Below are 25,672 nucleotides of genomic sequence, written 5' to 3' on the forward strand. Positions count from 1 at the left end.
CGATCGTCCGACCGGGGCGCACGATGACGGCATGGCCGACGACGTGACCCTGCTTCCGGTCCCCGGTGCGGGGCTCCCGCAGGAGGACCCGTGGGCGGACCTGCTGGGGCACCTGGAGATGGTCGCGGTCTTCTGCTCGACGGGCAGGTTCACGGAGCCCTGGGGCATCGCGCTGCCCCCGCTCCCGGGCACCACGATGTTCCACCTCCTGCTGACGGGCCGGGCCGTGGTCGACGTCGAGGGGCAGCGGCACGACCTCGGCCCCGGCGACCTGGTGCTGGTGCCGCACGGCACCGGGCACCGCATCACCGGGGCGGCCGACGACCCGGCCACGGGGCTGTGGGAGATCGACCGGACCGTCGTCGCCGACCGGTACGAGCAGCTGCGCATCGACGGGGCGGCAGGCCGGCCGCCCTCGTCTGCGGGGCGGTGGGGTTCACGGACCCCGGCGCGGGGCGCCTGCTGGCCAGCCTCCCGCCGGTGCTGCGGGCGCCGGAGGTCGAGGGCGACGGCGGCTGGCTGCGTGCCGTCGTCGAGGCGATCGACCACGAGGTGCGCCGCCCCCGGCCCGGCACCGACGTCGTGACCGCGCGGCTGGCCGACGTCCTGCTCGTGCACGTGGTGCGCGGCTGGCTGGAGGCCGAGGAGCCTGCGTCGGGCTGGATCGCGGCCCTGCGCGACCCGGCGCTCGGCCCGGTGCTCCGCGCCGTGCACGCGGCGCCGGGCGCCCCCTGGACGCTGGGGTCGCTCGCCGCCGTGGCGCGCCTGTCCCGGTCGTCGTTCGCCGAGCGGTTCGCGGGCACGGTGGGCGAGCCGCCGATGACCTACGTGACGGGGTGCCGGATGGACGCCGCCGCGCGGCTCCTGCGCGAGCCCGGGGCGAGCGTCGCGAGCGTGGCGCGCCGGGTCGGCTACGACTCCGGGCCCGGCTTCCACCGCGCCTTCGTCCGGCGGTACGGCACGACGCCCGGCGCGTGGCGCGCGTCCGAGCCGCCGCGCACCCTCGAGGACGTGCTCGGGCGCTGAGGCGACGGGGAGAATGCCCCGGTGAGCACCACCGATCCCGGCAGCGCCCCCGGGTCACCGACGCCAGCCGCGTGACCCGGGTCACCGACCCCGCCGACCCCCGCCTGCACGACTACACCGACCTCAAGGACGTGAAGCTCCGCTCCGTCCGGGAGCCCGCCGAGGGGCTCTACATGGCGGAGTCGTCGTCGGTGATCCGGCGTGCGCTCGAGGCCGGGCACCGGCCCCGGTCGTTCCTCATGGGCGACAAGTGGCTCGACTCCATGGCCGACGTGCTCGCCGCGCACCCCGACGCGCCCGTCTTCGTCGGCTCCGACGACGTGGTGCGCCAGATCACCGGCTTCCACCTGCACCGCGGGGCGCTCGCGGCCATGCACCGGCCGTCCTTGCCGAGCGTGCACGACCTGGTGGCCGGCGCGCGCGGCGGGCAGGGCGCGCGACGCGTCGCGGTGCTGGAGGACATCGTCGACCACACCAACGTCGGCGCGATCTTCCGCTCCGCCGCGGCGCTCGGCGTCGACGCCGTGCTCGTCTCGCCGCGCTGCGCGGACCCGCTCTACCGCCGGTCGGTGCGCGTCTCCATGGGCACCGTCTTCCAGGTGCCGTGGACGCGGCTGGAGTCCTGGCCGGGCGGGCTGCACGCGCTGCAGGACGACGGCTTCACCGTCGCCGCCCTTGCGCTGGCCGACGACGCCGTGTCGCTCGACGACGTCGTCGCCGACCCGCCCGAGCGCCTGGCGATGGTGCTCGGCACCGAGGGCGACGGGCTCTCGCGCGGGGCGGTCGAGACGGCGGACGTCGTCGTGACCATCCCGATGGCCGGGGAGTGGACTCGCTCAACGTCGCCGCCGCGTCGGCCGTGGCGTTCTGGGCGACGCGCTAGATGTGATGTCCAGGGACGTTGTCCCGTTCGGATCCGGTGAGCCTGTCTGACAGACGAAGGCCTCCGGTTGTGAAGTGGAGCTGTCGAGGAACCACTTCCACCCACCGGAGGCCTTCGTGTCCCACGCTAACGCCCTGCTGACTCCGAAGACGCGGCTGCGTCTGGCGCTGCTGATCGTCGAGTCGGGCTGGACCCACGCCGCCGCGGCGAAGATGTTCATGGTCTCGCCGCGCACTGCGAAGAAATGGGCCGATCGATACCGGGCCGAGGGCACGGCCGGCATGGCCGACCGCAGCTCGCGCCCGCACCACAGCCCGACCCGCACTCCGCAGCCGGTCGTCAAGGCGATCGTGCGACTGCGTTGGCGCCACCGGCTCGGCCCGGTTCAGATCGCTGGCCGGCTCGGCATCCCGGCCGCGACCGTGCATGCCGTCCTCGTGCGCTGCCGGATCAACCGGCTCTGGCGCATCGACCGGGTCACCGGAGAACCGTTGCGCCGCTACGAGCACGATCACCCCGGATCGTTGATCCATGTGGACGTGACCAAGTTCGGCAACATCCCCGACGGCGGCGGGTGGCGGTATGTCGGCAAGTCGCAGGGCGACCGCAACCGTGCCGCGACCGTGACCGAACGCCGCAAGGGTCGCGTGCGGGGACCGCTGGTCGGCACCGCATTCGTGCACACCGTGATCGACGACCACTCCCGTGTCGCCTACGCCGAGATCCACGCCGACGAGAAGGCCCCGACCGCGATCGGCGTCCTGCAACGCGCCCAGACCTGGTTCGCCGATCACGGCATCACCATCGAGCGAGTCCTGTCCGACAACGGCGCCGCCTACAAGTCCCACGCCTGGGCCCACGCATGCACGGACCTCGGAATCGTGCACAAGCGCACCCGCCCCTACCGCCCGCAGACGAACGGCAAGATCGAGCGATTCCACCGGACCCTGGCTGACGGATGGGCCTACGCCCGCTTCTACGACTCAACCAGCCAGCGCAACGCTGCCCTGCCCGGATGGCTCCACTTCTACAATCACCATCGAGCCCACTCCGCCATCGGCGGCCAGCCACCGATCACCCGGCTGACCAACCTCCCTGGACATCACATCTAGGTGTACCCGGCCATGACGTTGGTTACAGCCGGCTGATCGGCGGGAGCCCGTTGAGTGCTTGGTGGCGACGTCGGGTGTTGTAGTACTCGAGCCAGGGTGCCAGGGCTGCGGCGCGTTCGGTGTTCGAGGTGAAGACCTGCCGGTAGGCCCATTCGGTGGCCAGGGTGCGGTTGAGTCTCTCGACCTTGCCGTTCTGCCATGGGCAGTGCGGCTTGATGAACTTCTGCCGGATGCCGTGTGCGGCGCACAGGTCGCGTAGCGACCAGCGGTACGCCCAGGCGTTGTCGGTCATGAGGCGTTCGATCCGGGTGATGCCGTGGGCGGCGAAGTAGGCGATCGCGCGGTCCAGGAACGCCGCGCAGGTGGTGCCCTTCTCGTCGGGCAGGATCTCGGAGTAGGCCAGGCGGGAGTGGTCGTCCACGAGCGAGTGCACGTAGTCATACCCGGTCCCGTGCTCGCGGTCCCGGTTGTCCCCCAGGCCGCGGCCGTGGGCGCGCCACCCGCCGCCGTCGGGGATGCGGCCGAGCTTCTTGACGTCCATGTGCACCAGCTCGCCCGGCCGGTCGCGCTCATACCGAATCGCGGTCGTCTTCGAGGCCCGCAGTCGTTCACCGGTCATCGGGTCCAGCACAGCCAGGTGCGGCATGTCGTGACGGGTCAGGATCCGCGAGACGGTCCGGGCCGGCAGGCCGAGCTCGGCCGCGATCCAGTCCCGACCGCGCCGCTCGGCCCGGCGCATCGCCACGACCTTGGCCTCGACCTGGCGCGGGGTCTTGGTCGGGCAGCGGTGCGGGCGCGAGGACCGGTCAGCCAGCCCGGCCTCACCCTCGGTGACGAACCGGTCCAGCCAGTACCGCACGCACTTGCGAGAGACACCCATCGCCGCGGCGATATGGGCCTGCTTCCAACCCTCCCGGCGACGCTCGACGATCAACATCCTGCCGCGAACGGTCAGACGGGCATTAGCGTGGGACACGAGGACCTCCGGGTTGTGAAGACTTCGACATCTCCACTAAGCCCGGAGGTCCTCCCTTCGACAACCGGAACTGGCACCAACCTCCTGGCCGGGTACATCGAGGGCGTGTCTCCCAAAGATGGACACTCATCGCCCCGTTGTCTGTTCTCCGGTGTCGAGAAAGGTCCGGATGTCGTCGTAGCCATCGACGGCACGCATGTCTACGTCCGATGGATCAAGTTCGGCTCGGGTAGCGAGCGACTCCGCCAGGGCCAGTGCATCGTCTCCGAGACGACCGAAGCGTCGAGCAGCATGCCCCAGGCAGAGGGTAGCCAGTCCCAGGAGAGGGCTTCCTGGAGTCGCGCGCGTGCCGGCGCTCACGCACAACTGCTCGATGAAAACTGCATCGTCGTCGTTCAGTGCGCACCCGACGAGGAGGTCCGTGGCGTCTGCGAGTGCTGACGGGTCGAGTAGGGCTCGCTCAAGCGCCTCCATCACGAACTCGTGGGGCGAAGTGGGAGGGTTGCGGAAGCCCCGACTTGGCTGCACCTCGCGAGACTATCGTTGAGGAGTCGGACGTTGGGAGGTCCGGAGCCAGACGATGATCGCGGCGAGGACGGCGCCGGCGCGGTAGGTCACGGCGTGCTTGTCGTAGCGGGTGGCCAGGCCGCGCCACTGCTTGAGCAGGTTGAAGGATCGCTCGACGACATTGCGTCGCTTGTAGGTCTCACGGTCGAGCTTCGGCGGGCGACCGCCCGTGGAGCCGCGGCGTTTGCGGTTGGCCAGCTGGTCGGACGGTTCGGGGATCACGGCCGTGATCCCACGCCGGCGCAGCATGGCCCGGTTGCCGCGTGAGGAGTACGCCTTGTCGCCGAGCACCGCCTCCGGCGTCGACCGGGGCCGACCAGCACCCAGTCGGGGCACCCAGATGTCCGCCAGCACCATCTCCAGCGCGCGCCCGTCGTGCGACTGCCCAGGAGTGACCACGACCGCCAGCGGACGACCGCGCCCGTCGACGGCGTGGTGGATCTTGCTCGTCAGCCCGCCGCGAGACCGGCCAATACCGTGATCTGCAGGCTCACTGTGGATGACGCCTGCGCGGTGATTCCTGTAATTCGACCTCGCCCCCTGTGTCCCGCTCCGGACGGGTCGTGTTCGTCGCGTGCTGATGGGCCCGGTTGATCGTCGAGTCCACCGATACCGTCCACTCGATCTCACCCGCCGCGTCAGCCTCGGCCATCAGCTGGGCCAGGACCCGGTCCCAGGTGCCGTCCTCGGCGAACCTCTTGTGCCGCTTCCACACCGTCTGCCACGGCCCGAAAGCCTCCCGCGGCAGGTCCCGCCACGGGATCCCGGTCCGGTACCGGTAAGCGATGCCCTCCACCACGGCGCGGTGATCACCGAACGGGCGGCCCACCTTGCCCGCGTTCGACGGCAGCAACGGCTCGATCCGCTCCCACTGCTCATTGGTCAAGACCCGGAAACGACTCACGGCCGCGAGTCTGCCGCTCAACTCACCTCAGAGTTGGGAGACACGCCCTAGCCGATCGGGGCAGTCACCAGGGGCAGGATCGTCGCCGGTGGGAAGTCCGGCCACGGGTCATGGGGTCGGGCCTCCGGGGCGAAGAGATGCCTGTCGACGAACTGTTGGGTCTGTCGCAGCACGCGGGTCGCCGTTCGGCTCCCGACGGCCCCGGACTCGACCGCGGCGGCGAGGTCGTCGAGGTCCAGGATCTCGTACCGTCGCCCCCGCGGCGGCACGAGGATGTCGACGTACAGGTCGTGGACGATCAGGCCGCCGTCCGGGACCTCCTCGAGCTCGATCAGGTCGACGTACCAGCCGCCGGCGAGCGCGCCGCCGAAGGTGACGGGGCAGGTCAGCTGGACCCCCTCGTCGGGAAGGAGGTAGCACCGGTCGACGGTGCCACCTCCTTCGATCCGATACTCGGGCAGCACGTTCACGTCGTACGCGAGCACGTTCCCCTGACGGATCCCGTCGCACCACTGGCCGGTCCGGTGCAGCACCTCCACCGGCTCGAAGTCGTTGTGCATGGTCGAGAGCCTAGGGGTCGCCCCCGCGTCGCCCGCGCGGTCCCGTGCCCCGCTCAGCCCTGCAGCGCCTCGCGCGCGTCGTCGAGGAACGTGTCGAGCACGCCGTCGCCGAGCTTGACGGGTGCCGCGCCCCACCGGTTGTCCGGCGGGTCGACGATCACCTGCGCGGCCGCCTCGGCGGACGCCTGCGCCTCGGCGAGCCGCGCGTCCCGGGTGCCCGCGTCGCCGTCGATGTCGGCCTGGGCGGCGTCGAGCGTCGCGAGGAGCGCGTCGCCCCACAGGTCCGTCGCGTCCAGCCAGGGCGCGGCGTCGGCGACGAACGCGGGGTCGACGTCGGCCGACCGCAGCGTCTCGGGGACGTCCGCGATCAGGGCCGCCCGCTCCCGCAGCCCGTCGACGGCCGCCTGCCGGTCGCCGGACCCCCAGCGCTCCCAGAAGGCGTCCACGTCGGCGGCGAGCTCCGGCGCCTGCGGCTGCCACGGGTCGCCGAAGCTCGGCGCCAGGTGGTTGAGGTCGCCGAAGGCGAGGAGCGACTCCACCGCGTCCCGGTCGTCGTGGGCCAGGTAGCGCATCGCCTCGGTCCAGCTGCGGTCGCGGTCGTACCCGCGGTCGTTCCACGCGAAGTCGAGCATGCCGAACACGGCCACCTTGCTCGCCGCCGCCTGGTTCATCGGGTTCGACACCAGGCCCGCCAGGTGGTCGGACAGCCCCGGCTCGCGCTTGTCGTACGGGGCGAGCAGCAGCCGCCCGCTCGTCTGCCCGTAGTCGTTGACCGGGTAGTTGTCCCACAGGAACGTCGGGCCGCCGAAGACGGTGTCCGCCTCGATCGCCTGGTCGACGGAGATCGACTGGGGCACGACGTCGTTGCCGGTCCACATGACGACGACGTCGGGCTCCATCTCCCGCAGCGCGGCCTTGTACGGCGACTCGGTGGTGTTGTAGTACTCCGTCGGCACCATCTGCAGCGGCTGGGCGCCGTCGTGGGTCTCGATCCACCCCTGCTGCACCCGGGTGAGGAAGTCCGCCTGCGCCGTGCCCGCGTTGGCCGGGGACGGCTCGCCGTAGGCCTCCCGGTCGGCGTCGCAGGCCCAGGCGGAGTAGTCGATGTCGTCGAGCGGGATGCTGAAGGCCCGCACGCCGACGTCGTACAGCGCCTGGAACTTGCGCTCCAGGGCGGCCAGGTCGTCGCCGCTGGAGTAGCAGACGCTGTTGCCCGGCGAGAGCGCGAAGGTGAAGCGCACGTGGTTGGCGGTGGCGGTCTCGACGAGCTCCGCGAGCTCGGCGAGCTTGTCCGCCGGGTAGTCCTCGCGCCACTTCTCCCGGTGGTACGGGTCGTCCTTCGGCGCGTACACGTAGGTGTTCGCCTTGACGTCGCCGTAGAAGGCCAGCTGGTCGAGCCGCTCGGCGTGCGTCCACGGCTCGCCGTAGAAGCCCTCGATCGTGCCGCGCAGCGGCATCGCCGGGAAGTCGCGCACGGTGGCGCCCGCGACGCGCGTGCCGCCCCGGCCGTCGACCAGCAGCTGCTCCAGCGTCTGGACCGCGTAGAACTGCCCGGCGGCGTCGGCGCCGGCGAGCACGACGGTGCCGCGCCCGCGGTGGCCGTCGACCTTCACGGCGTACGCCTCGTCGTGGTCGGGCACCGTGACGCGCCCCAGCGCGTCGTCGACGTCGGCGCGCGCGGCGTCGCCCAGCAGCACGCGGACCGTCCCGCGCTGACGGTCGCCGTGCCCGGTGCGGTGTCCGGTGCGCTCGTCCGCGTCGCGGACCACGGCGCGGACCCCGTGCTCGTGCAGCGCCACCTCGAGCGCGCCGCGCGCCGCCGCGTCGGTGTCGTCGCCGACCACGACGTCGACGGACCGGGAGAGGCGGAGGTCGTGGTCGGAGCGCCGCATCTCCTGCGGCGCGGGGCTGACGGTGGGAAGGTCGTCCCGGGCGGTGGGCGACGCGGCCGCGGTGGCGGTCGCGCCGGTGGCGAGGAGCGTCGCGACCGTGAGCGTCCCGGCGGCGAGTCGTCGTCTGACGGTGGTCATGGAAACCTCCATTGGTCTAGACCAGTTTGACCACCCTGACCGGGGTCGGTGCTCCTGTCAACAGGAGCGAAGGGTGCTCGATCCGGCGCGTCCTGGTGACCCGCGTCACAAGGAATAACGCAACAGGGGGATGACGAAACCTGGAGACGAAGGTTAGCCTCACCTACGTGAGTCAGACCTTGGTTCCCTCGGCGCCCCCCGTGGTCGATCCCCGCGCCGGCGTGGCGCTGGCCGGTCGCGACCTGCGCCTCTCCTACGACCGCCGCACCGTCGTCGACGGCGCGGAGATCGAGCTGCGGCCGGGCGCCGTGACGGCGCTGCTCGGCCCGAACGGGTCCGGCAAGTCCACGCTGCTCCGCTCGCTCGCGAGGCTGCACCGCCCGGACGCGGGCACGGTCACGTTCGCGGACGACGACGGGGCGGGCGCCACGGACGCCCTCGCGCTGCATCCCAAGGACTTCGCCCGCCGCGTCACGCTGCTCTCGCAGAGCCACCCGACGCCCAGCGGGGTGACCGTGCGCGACGTCGTCGCCTACGGCCGGCACCCGTACCGCGGGCGCTTCCGCTCCGCCGACACCGACGGCCCGCGGGCGATCGCGCACGCCATGGACGTCACCGGCGTCGCCGAGATGGGCGAGCGCGGCGTGGACGAGCTCTCGGGCGGCGAGCTCCAGCGCGTGTGGCTCGCGACCTGCCTCGCGCAGGACACCGGGGTGCTGCTGCTCGACGAGCCCACCACCTACCTCGACCTGCGCTACCAGGTGGAGCTGCTCGACCTGGTGCGCGACCTCGCCGCCGAGCACGGCGTCGCGGTCGGCGTCGTGCTGCACGACCTCAACCAGGCCGCCGCCGTCGCCGACCACGTCGTGGTGCTGCACCGGGGCGAGGTGCGGGCCTCGGGCCCCGCCGCCCAGGTGCTCACCAGCGAGCTGCTCACCGACGTCTACGGCATCCGCGTCGACGTGACGACCCACCCCGAGACGGGCCGCACCCGCTGCGAGGCCGTCGGCCGGCACGACGCCCGCGCCTGACGACCCCGCCGGACCGCACTCCACCACCCACCCGACGCGCCTCCCGACCGCACCGCCGGTGCGCGTCGCCGGCCCGTCGCGCCCGATCCCGCGGCGCACCGACCCCGCACCGACCCCGCACCGACTCGAAGGACACCGAGACCCCATGCGCATTCCCACCCGACCTCTGCTCGCCGGCGTCACCGCCGCCGTCGCCGCCCTGGCCCTCGCGGCGTGCGGCACCACCGAGGACGCCGAGGCGGAGGCGGCCCCCGAGTCGTCCGCCGCGAGCGGCCCGGTCACCTACACCGACGAGCGCGGCGAGCACACCCTCGACGCCCCGGCGACCGACGTCGTCTCGCTGGAGTGGGGCCTCACCGAGAACCTCGTGGCGCTCGGGGTGGAGCCTGCCGGGCAGGCGGACGTCGAGGGCTACAACACCTGGGACACCGTCGCGCCGATCGACGCGGGCACGCCGGACGTCGGGACGCGCGGCGAGCCCAGCCTCGACGCGATCTCGGCCCTCGAGCCCGACCTGGTGGTCACCACCACCGACCTGCCCGAGAACGTCATCGCGCAGATCGAGGAGGTCGCGCCCGTGCTGGCGCTGCGCGGCTCCGACGGCGCGGACCCGCTCGGCTACATGCGCGAGACCGTCACGACCCTCGGCGAGGTCACGGGCACGCAGGACGCGGCCACCCAGGCGCTGGCGGACTTCGACGCCAAGGTCGACGAGGGCACGTCCGCCCTCGAGGACGCGGGGCTCGGCGGCGCCGAGTTCGCCATGGCGGACGGCTGGATCGCCAACGGCACCGTGTCGGTCCGCATGTACACGCCGGGGTCGTTCTTCGGCGCGCTCGGCGAGGCGGTCGGTCTCAAGGACGCATGGACCGAGGGCGGCGACCCCGACTACGGCCTCGCGCAGACCGACGTCGAGGGCCTGACGAAGCTCGGCGACGTCCAGTTCGTGTACGCCGCCAACGACTCCGAGGCGGACCCGTTCGCCGACGGGCTCAAGGACAACAAGGTCTGGGAGCAGCTGCCGTTCGTCACCGCGGGCGACGTCCACCGCATCCCCGACGGCATCTGGATGTTCGGCGGGCCCCTCTCGGGCGCGGCGTACATCGACGCGCTCGTCGACGCGCTCGCCTGATCGGCGCGCGGGCACGGTGAGCAGCGGATCGGGCGCCGGGACGGGGACGGTGGACGGCGGGGAGATCTCGACGGCGACGACGGTCGGTCGGCCGGGCGGTGGGGCACCGGCGCGCCGCACCGCGCCGGTGCGCGTCGTCGCGGCCTTCGCGATCGCGCTGGTCGCCGTGCTCCTCCTGGCCGCCGTGCACCTCACGCAGGGGACCGCCGACGTCGGGGCGCTCGACGTGCTGCGCGCCGCCGTCGGCGCCGACACCGACGGCACCGTCGCGGTGCTGGTCTCGTCCCGCCTCCCGCGGCTGCTGGCCGGCCTGCTCGTGGGGGTCGCGCTCGGCGTGGCCGGCGCGGTGCTCCAGTCGGTGGCGCGCAACCCGCTCGCCTCGCCCGACACGCTCGCGGTCAACGCGGGCGCCTACGTCACGGTGGTCGCGGCGGCCGCCCTCGGGCTGTCGGTGCCGTTCTACCTGCAGGGCGGGCTCGCGTTCGTCGGCGGGCTGGCGGCCGCCGCGCTGGTGCTCGCGCTCGCCCGCGGCGGCGCCGACGGGCCCACCCGCCTGGTGCTGGCCGGCTCGGCGATCATGCTCGCCCTGCACTCCCTCACGATGGTGCTGCTCGTCCTCTTCGAGCAGGAGACCACCGGCCTGTTCGCGTGGGGCAGCGGCAGCATCGTGCAGTCCGGCACCCGCACGGTGAGCCTCGCGGCGCCGGTCGTCGCCGTCGGCGTCGTGGGCGCCCTCCTGCTCGCGCGGCGGCTCGACCTCCTCGGCCTCGGGGACGACGCCGCGCGCGTGCTCGGCATCGACGTGCGCCGCACCCGCGTGCTGGCGGTGGTCGCCGCCGTCCTGCTCGCCGCGATCGCCGTGACGGTCGCCGGGCCGATCGGCTTCGTGGGCCTCGCGGCCCCCGTCATCGCCCGCCTCGTCGGGCGGCGCGTTCCCGGGCTCGGGCGGCACGTGCTGCTCCTGCCCTTCTCCGCGCTCGTGGGCGTGGTCGTGGTGCTCGGCTCCGACGTGCTGCTGAGGGCGATCCTGCCGGGGCAGGCGTCCGTCGTGGTGCCGACGGGCGTCGTCACGACCGTCCTCGGCGCTGGCATCCTCGTGTGGATGGCCCGCCGGCTGCGCGACGCGGGCGCCGGCGCGCGCGGCGCCCGGGGAGCCCTCGGCCGCCCCCGCTCGCGCGCGCGGGTCGTCACCGTCCTCGTGGTGCTCGGCGTCGCGCTCGTCGCGGCCGTGGTCGCGGGCCTGCTGCTGGGCGACCGGGTCGTGCTGCTGGGCGACGTCTCGAACTGGGCCCAGGGCGTCGCGGGGCGGCAGGTGAGCTTCGTGCTCGACCAGCGCGTGCCGCGCGTGCTCGCCGCCGTGCTCGCGGGCGCCGCGCTGGCGCTCGCGGGCACGATCGTGCAGGCCGTGTGCCGCAACCCGCTCGCCGAGCCCAGCCTGCTCGGCGTGACGTCCGGCGCGGGGCTCGGCGCGGTGCTGATGATCCTGCTCGTGCCCGGGGTCGGGATCTGGCCGATGTCCGCCGCGGCGGGCGGCTGCGCGCTCGCCGTCTTCGCGCTCGTGTACCTGCTGTCCGCCCGCGGCGGCCTCGGCTCCGAGCGCCTGGTGCTGGTCGGCATCGGCGCGCAGGCGGGCACGACGGCGCTCATCACCCTCGTCGTCCTCGTCATCGCGCCGTGGGACGTCAACCTCGCGCTCACCTGGCTGTCTGGCTCGACGTACGGGCGCACCCTGGAACAGCTCCTGCCCGTCGCCCTGGCGCTGCTGGTCATGGTGCCGCTCGCGGCGACGTACCGCCGCGAGCTCGACGTGCTGGCGCTCGACGAGGACACGCCCCGCGTGCTCGGCCTCGCCGTCGACCGCTCGCGGCTGGTGCTCCTCGGCGCCGCCGCGCTGACGACGGCCGCCGCGGTGTGCGCCGTCGGCGTCATCGGGTTCGTCGGCCTCGTCGCACCGCACGCCGCCCGCGCGCTCGTCGGCGCCCGGCACGCGCGCGTGCTGCCGGTGGCGATCCTCATCGGCGCCGTCCTGGTGTCGGTCGCCGACACCCTCGGCCGGGTCGTCATCGCGCCGGGGCAGATCCCGGCCGGGCTCGGCACCGCGCTCCTGGGCGCGCCCTACTTCGTCTACCTGCTCTGGCGGACGCGCGGGCGCGCGACCGCCTGACAGCGCGGCGGACGTCCCCCGACGTGGTGCTTCGCCTTTCGAGCGGGCGCGCGCCGCGAGACGATGGCCGGGTGAGCGAGCCCGCGGCCGGCCCTGTGGTGGTCGGGTACGACGCGTCGGAACCTGCCGACGTCGCCCTCGCGTGGGCGGCGCGGGAGGCCCGCACGTGGGGCGTGCCGCTGCGCGTGGTGTACGTGCGCGACGCCCACGACACGGGCGTCGCGGCGCGACCCCACGGGGACGACCTGGGGGCGCGGGGCGACGGCGGAGCCTGGCCCGTCGTGGAGGAGGCCGCCGCTCGCGCGCGCGACGTCGCCCCCGGCGTGGAGACCGAGACGTACGTGGAGTACGCCTCGCCCGCCTCGGCGCTCGTCGGGGTGTCGCGGGACGCCGGCGCGCTCGTGCTCGGCGCGACGCGGCACGGCGGGCTGTACGAGGCGACCCGGGGCACGGTGGTGCTGCAGGTCACCGCGCACGCGCACTGCCCGGTGGTCGTGGTGCCGGCCGAGGGCGTGCGGCCGGACCTCCCCTCCGACGCCCCCGTCGTGGTGGGGTACGACGGCTCGGAGCCGGCCGGCCTGGCGCTGGACGCCGCCGCCGACTCCGCCTGGGAGCTCGGGCGGACGCTCCGCGTCGTCGTCGTGTGGCGCCCAGGTGTGGTCGAGTGGGTCACCTCGCGCGGCCCCACCGAGCACGAGGCCCACGACCTCACCGAGGCCGACGCCGGCCCGGTGCTGGAGCGTGCGGTCGGCAGGGTGGAGGACAGGCTGCGGGACCGCGGCGCGTCGCCGGGGGCCCTCGAGGTGGTCGGGCAGACGCGCGAGGGACAGGTGGTGCGCACGCTGCACCGCGAGGCGGAAGGGGCCGAGCGCCTGCTGCTGGGCACCCGGGGGCGAGGCGGCTTCGCGTCCCTGCTGCTGGGCTCCGCGACGCACACCCTGGTGCGGACGGCGGCCTGCCCGGTCGTGGTGGTGCGCGTGCCCGGCGCCGACGACGTCTGAGCGTGTGACGACGGTCACCCGGGCTTGCGGACCCCCGGCGAGGTGAGGTTAGGCTTACCACCGTGACCGAGACAGTCGAGGCGACCCAGCGCGCCGACCAGGCCCCCGCCCAGCCGTACCGCATGTTCGACGTCACCGTCTCCCGGGTCACCCGGCTGTGCCCGTCGTTCATCCGGGTCACCTTCACGGGCGACGACCTCGACCAGTTCGCCGACAACGGCCGCGACCAGCGGATCAAGTTCCTGCTGCCGGCGCCGTGCGGCGGCTGGGAGTACCTGGACCGGCAGAACCCCGACTGGTTCACCTCCTGGCGGGCGCTGCCCGAGGAGCGCCGCAACCCGCTGCGCACGTACACCGTCCGGGCCGTGCGCCAGGACCTGCGCGAGGTGGACGTCGACATCGTGCTGCACGGCGACACCGGGCCCGCGTCCCGCTGGGCCAACGGCGCGAAGCCGGGCGCCCCGCTCGTCATCATGGGCCCCAACTCCGCGTACACCGACGGACCGCACGGCGGGCTCGAGTTCAACCCGCCCGCCCGCAGCCACGCGCTGCTGCTCGCCGGCGACGAGACCGCCGTCCCCGCGATCGCCGCGATCTGCGAGTCGCTGCCCGAGGACGCCGTCGGCGAGGTCTTCCTCGAGGTGCCGCACCGCGAGGACCGCTGGACGCTCGCCGCGCCCGCCGGCGTGCGGATCTCCTGGCTGCCGCGCGAGGACCGCGAGCACGGCGAGGTCCTGGTGCCCGCCGTGCAGGCCGCCGCCGACCGGCTGCTCGCCATGGGCGTGCGTCCGTCGTCGGACGCGCCCGTGGCTCCGGAGCTGCTGGCCGCCGAGGCGGACGCCCCGGCGCTCACCGCGGCCGGCCTGGACCTCGACGGCGAGCTGCCCGACGTCGACATCGACGCGGACATCCTCTGGGAGGTCCCCGTCGACGCGACCGGCAAGCCGCTCGCCCAGGACACCGTGCTGTACGCCTGGCTCGCCGGCGAGGCAGGCTCGATCAAGACCCTGCGCCGCTACCTCGTCTCCGAGAAGGGCGTGGACCGCAAGGCCGTCGCCTTCATGGGCTACTGGCGCCGCGGCCGCGCGGAGTGCTGACGACCCGGCGCTGACCGACGCCCCGCCCCCGACCGCAGAGGCCGGGCGGCGGGGCGTCGTGCGTCAGCCGCGGGCCACGCCGAGGTCGTCGACCACCTCGACGCGCGGCATCGCGCACAGCAGCTCGCCCGGCATGAGCAGCTTGGACCGGCGCAGGCCGGAGCCCATCAGCGCCAGCGCCCCGGGCTCGGCGAACCGGGCGTCCACGAGCACGCGCCAGCCGCCGGGCAGGCCCACCGGGGTGATGCCGCCGTACTCCATCCCGGACTCCGCCGTCGCCCGGTCGGTGGGCAGGAACGACGCCTTGCGGGCGTCGAGCAGCTTGCGCACCCGGGTGTTCACGTCGGCGAACGTCGTGGCCGTGACGACGCACGCGGCGACCCGCTCGACGTCGCCCCGGCGGCCCGCCACGACCACGCAGTTCGCGGACGCCTCGGGCGGCAGGCCGTGCACGTCGTTCAGCGTGGCGGTGTCCGCGTGGTCCGGGTCGATCTCGGCCACCGCGACCTGCCCGCGCACCCGGGCGTCGTCGCCGGCCCAGGACTCCAGGGCGGCCAGCACGGGGGCGGCGAGCAGGTCCGGGTGCTCCAGCGCGGGCGCCCAGGGGAGGTCGCCGAGGATCGGGAGCCCGGCCGTCGTGCCGCTCATCGCCGGTAGGTCGCCGTGAGCGTGGCGCGCGCGAGGACGTGGAAGTAGACGTTGAAGGCGACGTGGACCGGGCTGTTCTCCTCGGACAGGCCCAGCGACGGCACGTCGAGGGCGTGCACCGCGAAGACGTAACGGTGCGGGTGGTCGCCGGGCGGCGGGCCGGCGCCCTCGAAGCCGAGGCGCCCGCCGTCGCTCGGCACGTGGAACGCCCCGGCGGGGAGCGCGGCCCCGCCCGTGGCCCCCGCGCCGCGGTCCAGGGACGTCACGTCGGCGGGCAGGTCGACGGCGGTCCAGTGCCAGTACCCCGACGGCGTCGGCGCGTCCGGGTCGAAGCAGGTCACCACGTACGACCGCGTGCCCTCCGGCGCGCCGGACCACGTGAGGTGCGGCGACACGTCCGCGCCGTCGACGCTGAAGTCGACGGCGAGGGGCTCGCCCTCGGCGACGTCCATGCTCTTGAGCGTGAACGTGGCGGGGACGGGGAGCAGCGAGTACGGGTCGGGGGGAAGCGGGCGTTCGAAGTCCATGTGGGTCATGCTGCCCGACCGGTGGCGGTGCTGGCCAGGACGCGACGCGGGCGTGCCATGGTACGGTGCTCGCGCAAACCGACCAGACGGTACGCCCGCTCGGGCGGCGCGAGGAGGCGATGGTGCTCAGGTTCGCAGGCAGGGTCGCGCTCGTGACCGGCGGCTCCCGGGGGATCGGCCTGGCCGTGGCGCGTCGGCTCGTCGACGAGGGCGCCGCCGTCGTCCTCACCGGGCGCAGGCAGGACGCGCTCGACGAGGCGGTCGCCGCCCTCGGGCCCGAGCACGCCTCGGGCGTCGCGGGCAAGGTGGACGACCCGGAGCACCGGGCCGCCGTCCTCGCCCACGTCGCCGAGAAGCACGGGCGCCTGGACCACCTGGTGAACAACGCCGGCATCAACCCTGCCTGGGGCCCGGCGCTCGAGGTGGACCCCGGCGTGGCGCGCAAGATCCTCGAGGTGAACGTCGTGGCGGCGCTCGAGTGGACGCGGGACACGGTCGCCGCGGGGCTGAGCCGCTCGATCGTGAACGTGTCGTCCATCTCGGGGACGTCGTCCAGCCCGAACATCGCCTTCTACGGCGCGTCCAAGGCGGCCCTGATCAACCTCACGCAGCAGCTCGCCCAGGAGCTGGCGCCGGCGCTCCGCGTGAACGCCGTGGCCCCGGCCGTCGTGCGGACGCGCTTCTCCCGGGCGCTCTACGAGGGCCACGAGGACGAGGCGGTCGCGCGCTACCCGCTGGCCCGCCTCGGCGAGCCGGACGACGTGGCCGGGCCGGTCGCCTTCCTGCTCTCCGACGACGCGGCGTGGGTGACGGGCCAGACGCTCCGGATCGACGGCGGCGCGAGCATCGCGCCGGTGGGGTGAAGGATGGGAGCCATGAAGAGCACCCACGTCGCCGACCGGGTCACCGCGGCCGCCCTGGACCTGTTCGCCACGCAGGGGTACGCCACCACGAGCGTGCAGCAGATCGTCGAGGCCGCGGGCGTCACCAAGGGCGCGATGTACCACTACTTCCAGTCCAAGGACGACCTGCTGTTCGCCATCTACGACCGGATGCTGTCGCTGCAGAAGGCCCACCTCGACGAGATCGTCGCCGCGGGCGGGCCGGTGCAGGACGTCGTGCGGGCCGTGTGCGTGGACGTCGTCGAGACGTCGATCGACTTCCTGCCGGAGGGCACCGTCTTCTTCCGCAGCATGCACATGCTCGCCGAGCCGCGGCTCAAGGAGGTCACCCAGCGGCGGCGCGAGTACCACGACGAGTTCGCGGCCCTGCTGCGGCGCGGCCAGGACGAGGGCGTCTTCCGTACGGACGTGCCCCGGTCGCTGCTCGTCGCGCACTTCTTCAGCGACGTGCACTACCTGTCGCACTGGTACTCGCCCGCGGGGCCCGAGACCAAGACCGAGGTGGCCCAGCAGCTCACGGAGCTGTTCCTGCGTGGGATCCGCACCTCCACCACCTGACCGACGCCGCCCCGGGTGCTCCGCGGGCGGGACCCCGACGAGACGAGAGCGACGATGACGACGCTGCCCCGCCCGACCCCCGACCCCGTCGAGACCCCGGCGCCGGCGACCGACACCCCGGCGACGATGCGCGCCTGGCGCGTCGTGCGCCACGGGGAACCGTCCGAGGTGCTCGAGCTCGCGGACGTCCCCGTCCCGGAGCCCGGTCCCGGCGAGGTGCTCGTGCGGGTGCGGGCGGTCGCGGTGAACTTCCCCGACGCGCTGCTGGCCCGCGGCCGGTACCAGGTGCAGCCGGAGCTCCCGTTCGTCCCGGGGATCGAGCTGTCCGGCGACGTGGCCGCGCTGGGGCCGGGTGTCTCCGCCAGGAGGGTCGCGGTGGGCGACCGCGTGGTCGGCTCGACGATCGGCGTGCTGTCGCAGTACGCCACCGTGCCGGTCGAGTCCGTGCGGCTCGCCCCGGAGACGCTCGACGACGCGCAGGCGGCGGCGCTGACCATCGCCTACCAGACCGCCTGGTTCGGCCTGCACCGGCGGGCCGGCCTGCGGGCGGGGGAGACCCTGCTCGTGCACGCCGCCGCGGGCGGGGTCGGGACGGCCGCCTGCCAGCTCGGTGCCGCCGCGGGCGCGCGCGTGATCGGCGTCGTCGGCAGCGAGGCCAAGGCCGACGTGGCCCGGGCGGCGGGCGCGGAGCGCGTGATCGTGCGCGGAGCCGACAGGGCCGACGGGGCCGACCTCGCCGCGCAGGTCAAGGAGCTGACCGCGGGCGCGGGGGCGGACGTCGTCTTCGACCCGGTCGGCGGCACCTCGTTCGAGCAGTCCACGCGCTGCGTCGCCTTCGAGGGACGGATCGTGGTCGTGGGCTTCGCCAGCGGCGAGATCCCGCCGGTGCGTGCGAACCATGCGCTGGTGAAGAACTACTCGGTCCTCGGGCTGCACTGGGCGCTCTACCAGCAGCGGCGTCCCGACCTCGTCGACGACGCGCACGCGCGGCTCACCGAGCTCGCCGCCGCGGGCCGCGTGCGGCCCGTCGTCGAGGGCGTCGTGGAGTTCGGCGACGCGCCCGCCGCGGTGCAGCGCCTCGCGGACGGCCGGACCACCGGCCGGCTCGTGGTCCGCGTCGCGTCCCCGGGGGAGGGCGCGTGACCGGGCGCCTGGACGGGCGGGTCGCGGTCGTCACCGGCGGAGCCCGCGGGCTCGGGGAGTCGTACGTCCGCGCCCTGCACGCCGAGGGGGCGCGGGTGGTCGTCGCCGACCTGCTCGAGGCCGAGGGGGAGGCGCTCGCCGCCGAGCTCGGTGACCGGGCCCGGTTCGAGCGGCTCGACGTCACCGACGAGGAGGCCTGGGCGCGCGTCGTGGCCGCGACGATGAAGGCCTGGGGCGCGCTCGACGTGCTCGTGAACAACGCCGGGATCGCGAACGCCGGGCCCCTCGAGCACTACACCCGGGCCAAGTGGGACGCGGTGATCGCGGTGAACCTCACCGGCACCTTCCTCGGGTGCCAGGCGGTGGTGCCGACCATGCGCGCCGCCGGGCGCGGGTCCATCGTCAACATCTCGTCGGTCGAGGGGCTCTTCGGCAGCGAGGGCCTGCACGGCTACGTCGCGGCCAAGTTCGGCGTGCGCGGCCTGACCAAGTCCGTCGCCGTCGAGCTGGGGCGCGCGGGGATCCGCGCGAACTCCGTGCACCCGGGGTGGGTGGACACGGCCATGACCGGCCGGATCGACCCGAGCCGCCTGCCGATCCCGCTCGGGCGCGGCGGGCGGACCGACGACCTCGCCGGCGCGGTCGTCTTCCTCGCGAGCGACGACTCCGCCTACATGACGGGCGCCGAGATCGTCGTCGACGGCGGCATGACCGCCGGCGTCGGCCACCGCTGACTGCACGAACCCGTGCGTGGCGTGCGGAGCAGGTTGCCCGACCCGTGCGTCAGGGGTGCCGCTCGGGCGCCGCCTGGACCCAGGACGCGATCCGGGCGGCCACGGCACCGGGGCTCAGGGTGGTGGTGTCGATCGCGGGCAGGCCGAGGCCCCGGCATGCCTCGGCATCCCGCAAGGCGTCGGGGACGTCGACGGCATCGCCTCGTGGCGCGAGCCGTCTCCGCCGCTCGTCGTCGCCACAGTCCAGGAGCAACCACGCGTCCAAGGGCCAGCCCGAGAGCTGGTCGGGAGTCGCCACGCCGAGCAGGACGCTCGGGATCGGCTCGATGGCCTGCAGCGCGGAACGGACGAGGTTCTCGTACGCGCTCCAGGTATGAGGTGCCGTGCTGATCGTCGTTCCTGCGAGCTCGGACGCCGGCGTCGCGAGAGCGTCCCAGTCGATGACCGCGTGGCTCGGAAGCAGACTCTTGAGGACGGGCACGACGGCCGACTTCCCCGACCCAGGGGCACCCAGCACGTAGAAGTTCATCCGGAGCACGGTAGGACCTCGCGGCGGTCGGATCGACCGAAATTGCAGACGCGCTCGTGTCCTCCAGGTCAGGTTCTCCGGCACGAAGGTCGTCGACGACGCAGTCGGATCGGAGGTGAGCTGGTCGTGCTGCAGGAGGCCGTGGGTGCTCCATATAGCCTGGTTCATCGTGATTCCGGACCGTACGCCGCGCCTGGACGCGGAAGAGATGCTCGCCGAGGTGAATCGCCGCACCGGTGCCGGGTTGCAGCTGACAGGTCTGGCGGATCACGGTGAGGTGGGGGCGGCGTACGTTCGATGGCCCGACCGCCGAGCCGGAGTGCTGACCAGGACGGGGGCAACGGTCGAGGAGGTCGAGCGCACCGGTCGACTGCTCACCAGGGCTGCCGCAGCAGGCGTTCCCGTCCCGGCGTACCAGGCGATCGTCGATCTCGGTACAGCACGAGCACTTATCCAGGGGCGGCTCAGGGGCGCAGCGCCGGCGCAGGTCGACAACGACCTGGTGCGGCATCTGCTCGACCTGGTCGAGACGTTCGCCGGACTCGGCGATCATGCCGACGACCTTGAGCTGTACCTGTCGTCCAGCGGGCCCGGCTTCTGCCTCCACGAGACCTTGATGTCCCACGACGACCGCAGCCGACGGTTGTTGGCACGGGTCCGCGAGATCGGTCTCGACGGTTCCTGCGAGCGCGGCGACGACCTGGTGCATCTCGACTTTCATCCGGGAAACGTTCTGGTGCAGGACGGTCGGGTCACCGGCCTGGTCGACTGGGACGGAGCGGCCCGAGGGGATCGCCGATTCGCTCTGACGACCTTGTCCTTCGACCTGAGTCACAGGCTGCGCACCCGAACCGGCTGCCACGGACTCGACCGGGCAGGACTTGGCGAGGTGCTGGATCGGATGGCCGGCGCGCCGCAGCAGCCGCTCCGTCGGTGGTGGGCACACATGAGCTTGCGTCAGGTGGACTGGTCGATTCGTCATGCGCACGGCGCGGCCGTGGTCGACTGGTACCAGACGATCGCTGAGCGCGGCCTGGACCGCCTCGACGCTGGACGGTCCATCAGGTGCGAGGACCTGGTCGACTAAGGCCTCGACCGCGGGCCGTGACCTGACGCCCACCCCTGCCATGGTGCACGGACGCGGGTTCGCGAGACCCGGGTGTGATCCCGAAAGCCGACCCCTGCTCGGCATCGCCGTGCAACATTCTCCAGAATGACATACCGGCCAGTCGGTTTTTCGGCTATCGTGGGCGCACCCGACACGAAGAGGTGCCGATGTCCCGCTCGTCGATCCCCCCGGCGGCCGCCGCGCGACCGGACGTGAGGTCCGGCCCGCCCGCGGCCGAGGACCGGGCCGCGGCCCCGGTCCCGCGGCTCGAGGTGGAGTCCCTGACCGTCACGTTCGGCGGCCTCACCGCGCTCGACGGCGTCGGCCTCACGGTGGGCGAGGGCGAGGTCGTCGCCCTCATCGGGCCCAACGGGGCCGGCAAGACGACCGTCTTCAACGTGGTCTGCGGCCTGGTGCGGCCCCGGAGCGGAACCGTGCGGATCGATGGCCGGCCGGCGCCGTCGTCGACGTCGCGGCTCCTCGAGCGCGGCGTGGCGCGGACGCTGCAGGGCCTCGGGCTGTTCGACGGGATGACGGTCCTGGAGAACGTCCAGGTCCCCGCCGCCGGGCGAGGTCGGGGCGGGGACGACGTCGCCGCGGCCCGGGCCGCGCTGGAGCGGCTCGGGCTGCTCGACGTCGCGCACGTCGCCGTGGACGCGCTGTCCTACCCCGAGCGCAAGCGGGTCGCCCTCGCCCGGGCGCTCGTGACGCGGCCCCGCCTGCTGCTGCTCGACGAGCCGGCGGGCGGGCTGGGCCCCGAGGACATCCGCGAGCTGGCCGGCCTCGTGCGCGGCGTGGTCGGTGACGGCCGCTCGGTGCTCCTCGTCGAGCACCACGTCGACTTCGTCATGGAGGTCGCGGACCGCGTCGTGGTGCTCGACTTCGGGCGGGTGGTCGCGTGCGGCACGCCCGACGAGGTCCGGGCCGACCCCGCGGTCGAGGCGGCCTACCTCGGGCTGGAGGCGGCCCGATGACGGCGGCGCTGGCCGTCGACGGGCTCGTCGTCGGCTACGCGGGGGCGCCGGTCGTGGACCGGCTGACGCTCGAGGTCGCGCCCGGGGCCGTGGTGGCGCTCCTCGGGGCCAACGGGGCGGGCAAGACGACGGTGCTGCGCGCCCTGTCCGGGCTGCTCACGCCCCGCGCGGGGCGGGTGCTGCTCGACGGCGACGACCTCGGCGCGGTGAGCGTCGAGGACCGGTCCCGGCGCGGGCTCGCCCAGGTGCCGGAGGGGCGGAGCGTCGTCGCGGAGCTCACGGTCGAGGAGAACCTCCAGCTCGGCGCGCTGTGGCGGTGCGCCGGGCGCGCGGAGCGCCGCGTGGCCGTCGACGAGATGTACGGCCTGTTCGAGCCGCTCGCCCGCCGCCGCGCGAGCGCGGGGCACCAGCTCTCCGGCGGCGAGCGCCAGATGCTCGCCCTCGCCCGCGCCCTGATCTCCCGTCCGCGCGTGCTCCTGCTCGACGAGCCCTCGCTCGGCCTCGCACCCCGCGTCGTGGCGCAGCTCTTCGCCGTCCTGAGGTCCGCGGCCGACGCCACCGGGCTCACCGTGCTGCTCGCCGAGCAGAACGTCACCAGCGCGCTGTCGATCGCGGACCGCGGCGTCGTGCTCGGCCTCGGGCAGGTCGTCGCCGACGCGCCGGCGGCCGACCTCGCCGCCGACCCCGCCCTCCGTCACGCCTACCTGGGCTTCTGAGAGGTATCCATGGACCGGCTCGTCCTGCTCGTCTCCACCGGCGTCGCGCGCGGCCTCGTCATCGCGCTCTTCGCCCTGTCGCTCGTCATCATCTGGCGCGCCGCCCGGATCGTGAACTTCGCGCAGGCGGCCATGGCCGTCGTGGCCGTGTACGTCGCGTTCGCCGTCCAGCAGGCCACCGGGTCGTACGTGCTCGCGCTCCTGGCGGCCCTCGTGACCGGGGCCCTGCTCGGCGTCGCGGTCGAGCGCGGCCTGATGCGGCACGTGGCCGGGCGCACCCCGCTGCCCGGGATGATCGTCGCGATCGGGCTGGTCATGGTGCTGCAGTCGACCCTGGGCATCCTGGTCGGACCGCAGCACCGGCCCATGGCGCCGGTGCTCTCCCAGTCGCCGCTGTACGTCGGCAGCGTCCCGGTGCTCTCCCGCTACGACCTGTTCGTGCTCGTCGTGGCGCTCGTGGTGGTCGTCGGGCTCGGCCTGCTGTTCAACCGGTCCACGCTCGGCCTCCAGCTGCGGGCCTCCGCCGTCGCGCCCGAGGTGTCACGCCTGCTGGGGGTCCGCGTCCCGCGGATGGTGACCATCGGCTGGATGCTCTCGTCCGCGGTGGCGTCGCTCGCGGTGCTGCTCCTGGTGCCGACCGAGCTCGGGCTCAACGCCCACTCCGGCGACGTGCTCTTCGTGCACGCGTTCACCGTCGCGGTGCTGGGCGGCCTCGACTCGCCCGCCGGGGCGCTCGTGGGCGGGCTCGTCGTGGGCGTGCTCGTCAGCCTCGTCACCGGCTACGCCTCCGCGGGGCTGGCGCCCCTCGCGGTCCTCGCCCTGCTCACCGTCGTGCTGCTGGTGCGCCCCGGCGGCATCTTCGCCACGAGGGAGGCCCGGACCGCATGACCCCGACCCGCACCCGGACGATCGTCCTGCGCGCCCTGCTGCTCACGGTGCTCGCCCTCGCCGCGACGTTCGCCCTGGACCCGTTCCGCAACTACCAGCTCGCCGTCGTCGCGGCCACGTTCTGCGCGACGGCGGGGCTGACGCTGCTCGTCGGCCTCACCGGCCAGCTCTCGCTCGGGCACGCCGTCCTCATGGCCGCCGGCGGGTACGGGTACGCCCTCGCGAGCGCGCCCGCCGCCGACGCCGGGCTCGGCGGACCCGCCCGGTTCGCCCTCGGCATCCTCGGGGCGCTGGCCCTCTCGGGCGCCGTCGGCGGTCTGCTCGGGCTCGCCGGCGCGCGCCTGCGCGGCCCCTACCTCGCGGGCCTGACGCTCGCCCTCGTCATCGCGCTGCCCGCCCTCGCGACGCAGGTCCCCGGGCTGGGCAAGGACCAGGGGCTGAGCGTCCCGTTCGAGGGGGTGCCCGCGCCGCTCGCGGGCCTGATGGTCGTGGAGCAGTGGCACGCCTGGATCGCGGTCCTGGTCGCCGCGGTCGTCGTCACCCCGCTCGTCGTCCTGCGCTCCGGCCGGCCCGGGCTGCGCATGCGCGCCGTGCACGGCGACGAGGTCGCGGCCCGGCTCGCCGGCGTCTCGCCGGCCCGCGTCAAGGTCGGCGCCTTCCTCGTGAGCTCCGTGGCGGCCGGGCTCGGCGGGGCCGTGCTGGCCGTCGTGACGCAGAACGTCAGCCCCGGCCGCTACTCGCTCGCGTTCTCCCTGCTGCTCCTGGTGGCCGTCGTCGTCGGCGGCCTCGGCAGCATCGGGGGAGCGGCGGCCGGGGCCGCGCTGGTCGTGCTGCTGCCGTGGCTCGTCGACACCGCCGTGTCGGGGCTGCCCGCCGACCTCGCGCAGCGGCTGTCCGGCAATCTCGCCGTCGCCGTCTTCGGCGCGCTCCTCGTCGCCGTCACCCTCGCCTGGCCGGGCGGCCTCGCGGCGGCCACCGCCGGCCCGCGCGCCCGCCTCGCCCGCCGCCTGACCCGCACGCCCGCGCCCGCCCTCCCCCGCCGTCCGACACCCGACCCGACCCGCAACCGATCACAGAGAGGTGACTCCGATGCGGAATCACACCCCCACGCCCACCCCCTCGCCCGCCGTGCGGGCCGCCGCCGCGGCCTCCGCCGTCGTCGTCGGCCTGACCCTCACGGCGTGCAGCAGCCCGGCCGCCGCGACCCCCGGCATCGACGACGCGACGGTCACGGTCGGCACGCACCAGCCCCTGACCGGCCCGGCGGCCGCCGGGTTCTCGTCCATCTCGGCGGCGACGTCGGCGTACTTCGACTACGTCAACGAGAACGGCGGGATCAACGGCCGCACCATCGACTACGTGGTGAAGGACGACGGCTACAACCCGGCCACCACCCAGACCGTGGTGCGCGAGCTCGTCCAGGAGGACGACGTCTTCGCCGTGCTGGGCGGGCTGGGCACGCCCACCCACTCCTCGGTGCTGGACTATCTCGACCAGAACGGGGTGCCGGACCTGTTCGTGTCCTCGGGCAGCACGTCCTGGAACCAGCCCGAGGAGTACCCGAGCACGTTCGGGTTCAACGCGGACTACGTCGTGGAGGGGGCTGCGCTCGCGCAGTACGCCGCCGACGAGCAGCCCGGGGCCGTCGTGTGCGTGCTGGGCCAAGACGACGACTTCGGCGAGACCTTCCTCCAGGGGGTGGAGCTCGCGCTCGGCCCGGACGGCGTGACCAGCGCCCAGACGTACTCGACGTCGAACGAGGACGTGACGGCGCAGATCGGCGCGATGAAGGAGGCCGGCTGCGAGATCAACCTGCTGGCCACCATCAACGGGTTCACGGCGATGGCGCTCGGCACCGCCGCGCAGATGGACTGGTTCCCGAAGTGGTACGCGTCGTCGTCCGGCGGTGACTACCCGACGCTCGTCGGGTTCCTGGGCGAGGACGTCGGCCCGCAGCTCCTCGAGGGCTTCGTGAGCGCCAACTACCTGCCCAACAGCCCCGGCGGGGACTGGTACGAGCTGTTCCAGCAGATCAACGACGAGTACAACGACGGCGCCGCGTTCGACGGCAACACGGTCTACGGCATGAGTCTCGGCTACGTCTTCGCGGAGGCGCTCGCGAAGGCGGGGCAGGACCCGACGCGCGAGTCGCTGGTCGAGGCGGTGGAGTCCGGCGAGCTGGTCGGCAACGGCATCCTGCCACTGACCTTCGGCGCCGACGACCACGCCGCGTACGACGGGGTCGGCATCGCGGTCGTCCAGGACGGGGTGCAGGACTTCGTCGGCGCCACCTACCGCGTGGACAGCGAGTCCGTCTCGGCGGTGGACGCCGAGCCGGTGCCGCTCGAGAACGACGGCATCCCCGCCCCGTAGAGCGCGGCGAGATAGAGAGGCGAACCCGGCGAGATAGAGAGGGCACGGACCACAGGCTCTGTGGTCCGTGCCCTCTCTATCTCGCCAGG

Annotated in this window: 24 protein-coding genes and 3 pseudogenes; 20 read left to right on the forward strand and 7 right to left on the reverse strand. The window is 73.9% G+C overall.

Translation table 11 applies throughout. The annotated features are described in order from the left end of the window. Nucleotides 1-118 precede the first annotated feature (118 nt). From ACQFYA_RS09780 to ACQFYA_RS09795, 4 genes and pseudogenes are all read left to right on the forward strand, one after another. Nucleotides 119-283, forward strand: a pseudogene (locus ACQFYA_RS09780) (cupin domain-containing protein); the annotation flags it as partial. A 56-nt stretch (nucleotides 284-339) separates the two neighbouring features. Beyond that, nucleotides 340-1,026, forward strand: a complete 687-nt coding sequence (locus ACQFYA_RS09785; RefSeq protein ID WP_499123535.1) for an AraC family transcriptional regulator — start codon at nucleotides 340-342, stop codon at nucleotides 1,024-1,026. 71 nt (nucleotides 1,027-1,097) lie between these two features. After that, nucleotides 1,098-1,909, forward strand: a pseudogene (locus ACQFYA_RS09790) (TrmH family RNA methyltransferase). A 116-nt stretch (nucleotides 1,910-2,025) separates the two neighbouring features. Continuing rightward, on the forward strand, nucleotides 2,026-3,021 hold the full coding sequence (locus tag ACQFYA_RS09795) for an IS481 family transposase (RefSeq protein WP_499127490.1): 996 nt from the start codon (nucleotides 2,026-2,028) through the stop codon (nucleotides 3,019-3,021). A gap of 22 nt (nucleotides 3,022-3,043) precedes the next feature. On the opposite strand, the gene ACQFYA_RS09800 is transcribed toward ACQFYA_RS09795, so the two are convergent. Beyond that, entirely contained in the window at nucleotides 3,044-3,997 is a 954-nt protein-coding gene (locus ACQFYA_RS09800) for an IS481 family transposase (protein ID WP_499123536.1), read from the reverse strand. On the opposite strand from ACQFYA_RS09800, the gene ACQFYA_RS09805 reads away from it, so the two are divergent. Continuing rightward, nucleotides 3,989-4,438 carry a hypothetical protein gene (locus tag ACQFYA_RS09805; RefSeq protein WP_499123538.1) on the forward strand — a complete coding sequence of 150 codons (450 nt, stop codon included), beginning with the start codon at nucleotides 3,989-3,991 and terminating at the stop codon, nucleotides 4,436-4,438. The two genes, ACQFYA_RS09800 and ACQFYA_RS09805, sit on opposite strands and share 9 nt — an antisense overlap. A 96-nt stretch (nucleotides 4,439-4,534) precedes the next feature. Here ACQFYA_RS09805 and ACQFYA_RS09810 read toward each other — a convergent pair. The 3 genes from ACQFYA_RS09810 to ACQFYA_RS09820 all read right to left on the reverse strand — a co-directional run bounded on the left by ACQFYA_RS09810 (nucleotide 4,535) and on the right by ACQFYA_RS09820 (nucleotide 8,058). After that, nucleotides 4,535-5,468, reverse strand: a protein-coding gene (locus ACQFYA_RS09810) for an IS5 family transposase (RefSeq protein WP_499123540.1) whose coding sequence is annotated in 2 segments (ribosomal slippage) — nucleotides 4,535-5,104 and nucleotides 5,106-5,468 — 933 coding nt in all. Because the reading frame shifts where the segments join, the coding sequence is not laid out codon by codon here. 47 nt (nucleotides 5,469-5,515) lie between these two features. Continuing rightward, nucleotides 5,516-6,028 carry a DUF402 domain-containing protein gene (locus ACQFYA_RS09815; protein ID WP_499123542.1) on the reverse strand — a complete coding sequence of 171 codons (513 nt, stop codon included), beginning with the start codon at nucleotides 6,026-6,028 and terminating at the stop codon, nucleotides 5,516-5,518. 53 nt (nucleotides 6,029-6,081) lie between these two features. Further along, nucleotides 6,082-8,058: a glycoside hydrolase family 84 protein gene (locus ACQFYA_RS09820; RefSeq protein ID WP_499123545.1), complete on the reverse strand. Its 1,977-nt coding sequence runs from the start codon at nucleotides 8,056-8,058 to the stop codon at nucleotides 6,082-6,084. 167 nt (nucleotides 8,059-8,225) lie between these two features. Here ACQFYA_RS09820 and ACQFYA_RS09825 point away from each other — a divergent pair, with 167 nt between their 5' ends. The 5 genes from ACQFYA_RS09825 to ACQFYA_RS09845 all read left to right on the forward strand — a co-directional run bounded on the left by ACQFYA_RS09825 (nucleotide 8,226) and on the right by ACQFYA_RS09845 (nucleotide 14,483). Further along, entirely contained in the window at nucleotides 8,226-9,089 is an 864-nt protein-coding gene (locus ACQFYA_RS09825) for an ABC transporter ATP-binding protein (RefSeq protein ID WP_499123547.1), read from the forward strand. Between the two features lie 145 nt (nucleotides 9,090-9,234). Further along, nucleotides 9,235-10,221, forward strand: coding sequence for an ABC transporter substrate-binding protein (locus ACQFYA_RS09830; RefSeq protein ID WP_499123551.1), 987 nt, complete (start codon nucleotides 9,235-9,237; stop codon nucleotides 10,219-10,221). A 16-nt stretch (nucleotides 10,222-10,237) separates the two neighbouring features. Beyond that, complete coding sequence (locus tag ACQFYA_RS09835; protein ID WP_499123553.1) at nucleotides 10,238-12,385, forward strand: iron ABC transporter permease; 2,148 nt, start codon at nucleotides 10,238-10,240, stop codon at nucleotides 12,383-12,385. A gap of 71 nt (nucleotides 12,386-12,456) precedes the next feature. Then, the gene (locus ACQFYA_RS09840) at nucleotides 12,457-13,386 is read left to right on the forward strand and encodes a universal stress protein (RefSeq protein ID WP_499123554.1); all 930 of its coding nucleotides are present in this window, start codon (nucleotides 12,457-12,459) and stop codon (nucleotides 13,384-13,386) included. Between the two features lie 62 nt (nucleotides 13,387-13,448). Further along, a complete protein-coding gene (locus tag ACQFYA_RS09845; RefSeq protein WP_499123557.1) occupies nucleotides 13,449-14,483 on the forward strand; it encodes a siderophore-interacting protein in 1,035 nt (344 codons plus the stop codon). 63 nt (nucleotides 14,484-14,546) lie between these two features. Here the strand turns inward: ACQFYA_RS09845 and ACQFYA_RS09850 are convergent, their stop codons facing one another. Further along, nucleotides 14,547-15,131: a YbaK/EbsC family protein gene (locus ACQFYA_RS09850; RefSeq protein ID WP_499123559.1), complete on the reverse strand. Its 585-nt coding sequence runs from the start codon at nucleotides 15,129-15,131 to the stop codon at nucleotides 14,547-14,549. Continuing rightward, complete coding sequence (locus ACQFYA_RS09855; protein ID WP_499123561.1) at nucleotides 15,128-15,658, reverse strand: YbhB/YbcL family Raf kinase inhibitor-like protein; 531 nt, start codon at nucleotides 15,656-15,658, stop codon at nucleotides 15,128-15,130. Before ACQFYA_RS09855 ends, ACQFYA_RS09850 begins: the two co-directional genes overlap by 4 nt. Nucleotides 15,659-15,777: 119 nt before the next feature. Between ACQFYA_RS09855 and ACQFYA_RS09860 the strand changes: the two genes are divergently transcribed. The 4 genes from ACQFYA_RS09860 to ACQFYA_RS09875 all read left to right on the forward strand — a co-directional run bounded on the left by ACQFYA_RS09860 (nucleotide 15,778) and on the right by ACQFYA_RS09875 (nucleotide 18,995). Next, complete coding sequence (locus ACQFYA_RS09860) at nucleotides 15,778-16,521, forward strand: SDR family oxidoreductase (RefSeq protein WP_499127491.1); 744 nt, start codon at nucleotides 15,778-15,780, stop codon at nucleotides 16,519-16,521. A gap of 12 nt (nucleotides 16,522-16,533) precedes the next feature. Then, nucleotides 16,534-17,118, forward strand: coding sequence for a TetR/AcrR family transcriptional regulator (locus tag ACQFYA_RS09865; RefSeq protein ID WP_499123563.1), 585 nt, complete (start codon nucleotides 16,534-16,536; stop codon nucleotides 17,116-17,118). 126 nt (nucleotides 17,119-17,244) lie between these two features. Next, on the forward strand, nucleotides 17,245-18,261 hold the full coding sequence (locus ACQFYA_RS09870) for an NADPH:quinone oxidoreductase family protein (protein ID WP_499127492.1): 1,017 nt from the start codon (nucleotides 17,245-17,247) through the stop codon (nucleotides 18,259-18,261). Next, the gene (locus ACQFYA_RS09875) at nucleotides 18,258-18,995 is read left to right on the forward strand and encodes an SDR family oxidoreductase (protein ID WP_499123565.1); all 738 of its coding nucleotides are present in this window, start codon (nucleotides 18,258-18,260) and stop codon (nucleotides 18,993-18,995) included. Before ACQFYA_RS09870 ends, ACQFYA_RS09875 begins: the two co-directional genes overlap by 4 nt. 49 nt (nucleotides 18,996-19,044) lie before the next feature. Here ACQFYA_RS09875 and ACQFYA_RS09880 read toward each other — a convergent pair whose 3' ends face one another. Beyond that, on the reverse strand, nucleotides 19,045-19,524 hold the full coding sequence (locus ACQFYA_RS09880; RefSeq protein ID WP_499123567.1) for a DEAD/DEAH box helicase family protein: 480 nt from the start codon (nucleotides 19,522-19,524) through the stop codon (nucleotides 19,045-19,047). Between the two features lie 169 nt (nucleotides 19,525-19,693). On the opposite strand from ACQFYA_RS09880, the gene ACQFYA_RS09885 reads away from it, so the two are divergent. From ACQFYA_RS09885 to ACQFYA_RS09910, 6 genes and pseudogenes are all read left to right on the forward strand, one after another. After that, complete coding sequence (locus ACQFYA_RS09885; RefSeq protein WP_499123568.1) at nucleotides 19,694-20,611, forward strand: phosphotransferase; 918 nt, start codon at nucleotides 19,694-19,696, stop codon at nucleotides 20,609-20,611. Nucleotides 20,612-20,799: 188 nt separating this feature from the next. Next, nucleotides 20,800-21,606 (forward strand): ABC transporter ATP-binding protein, encoded by an 807-nt coding sequence (locus ACQFYA_RS09890; RefSeq protein WP_499123570.1) that lies wholly within the window; start codon nucleotides 20,800-20,802, stop codon nucleotides 21,604-21,606. Next, complete coding sequence (locus ACQFYA_RS09895) at nucleotides 21,603-22,322, forward strand: ABC transporter ATP-binding protein (RefSeq protein WP_499123572.1); 720 nt, start codon at nucleotides 21,603-21,605, stop codon at nucleotides 22,320-22,322. Before ACQFYA_RS09890 ends, ACQFYA_RS09895 begins: the two co-directional genes overlap by 4 nt. Before the next feature lie 9 nt (nucleotides 22,323-22,331). Next, complete coding sequence (locus ACQFYA_RS09900; protein WP_499123575.1) at nucleotides 22,332-23,210, forward strand: branched-chain amino acid ABC transporter permease; 879 nt, start codon at nucleotides 22,332-22,334, stop codon at nucleotides 23,208-23,210. Continuing rightward, nucleotides 23,207-24,139 (forward strand): annotated as a pseudogene (locus ACQFYA_RS09905) (branched-chain amino acid ABC transporter permease); the annotation flags it as partial. The gene ACQFYA_RS09900 and the pseudogene ACQFYA_RS09905, both read left to right, overlap by 4 nt. 160 nt (nucleotides 24,140-24,299) lie before the next feature. Next, entirely contained in the window at nucleotides 24,300-25,583 is a 1,284-nt protein-coding gene (locus tag ACQFYA_RS09910) for an ABC transporter substrate-binding protein (RefSeq protein WP_499123578.1), read from the forward strand. Nucleotides 25,584-25,672: the final 89 nt, after the last annotated feature.

Source organism: Promicromonospora sp. Marseille-Q5078, from assembly GCF_050315395.1.
Lineage (GTDB): Bacteria > Actinomycetota > Actinomycetes > Actinomycetales > Cellulomonadaceae > Isoptericola.

Coding starts and splice junctions, on each gene's coding strand:
- ACQFYA_RS09815 (WP_499123542.1), bottom strand. CDS start 6,028: ATGCACAACGACTTCGAGCCGGTGGAGGTGCTGCACCGGACCGGCCAG.
- ACQFYA_RS09820 (WP_499123545.1), bottom strand. CDS start 8,058: ATGACCACCGTCAGACGACGACTCGCCGCCGGGACGCTCACGGTCGCG.
- ACQFYA_RS09830 (WP_499123551.1), top strand. CDS start 9,235: ATGCGCATTCCCACCCGACCTCTGCTCGCCGGCGTCACCGCCGCCGTC.
- ACQFYA_RS09850 (WP_499123559.1), bottom strand. CDS start 15,131: ATGAGCGGCACGACGGCCGGGCTCCCGATCCTCGGCGACCTCCCCTGG.
- ACQFYA_RS09855 (WP_499123561.1), bottom strand. CDS start 15,658: ATGGACTTCGAACGCCCGCTTCCCCCCGACCCGTACTCGCTGCTCCCC.
- ACQFYA_RS09860 (WP_499127491.1), top strand. CDS start 15,778: ATGGTGCTCAGGTTCGCAGGCAGGGTCGCGCTCGTGACCGGCGGCTCC.
- ACQFYA_RS09865 (WP_499123563.1), top strand. CDS start 16,534: ATGAAGAGCACCCACGTCGCCGACCGGGTCACCGCGGCCGCCCTGGAC.
- ACQFYA_RS09870 (WP_499127492.1), top strand. CDS start 17,245: ATGCGCGCCTGGCGCGTCGTGCGCCACGGGGAACCGTCCGAGGTGCTC.
- ACQFYA_RS09880 (WP_499123567.1), bottom strand. CDS start 19,524: ATGAACTTCTACGTGCTGGGTGCCCCTGGGTCGGGGAAGTCGGCCGTC.
- ACQFYA_RS09890 (WP_499123570.1), top strand. CDS start 20,800: ATGTCCCGCTCGTCGATCCCCCCGGCGGCCGCCGCGCGACCGGACGTG.
- ACQFYA_RS09895 (WP_499123572.1), top strand. CDS start 21,603: ATGACGGCGGCGCTGGCCGTCGACGGGCTCGTCGTCGGCTACGCGGGG.
- ACQFYA_RS09900 (WP_499123575.1), top strand. CDS start 22,332: ATGGACCGGCTCGTCCTGCTCGTCTCCACCGGCGTCGCGCGCGGCCTC.
- ACQFYA_RS09910 (WP_499123578.1), top strand. CDS start 24,300: ATGCGGAATCACACCCCCACGCCCACCCCCTCGCCCGCCGTGCGGGCC.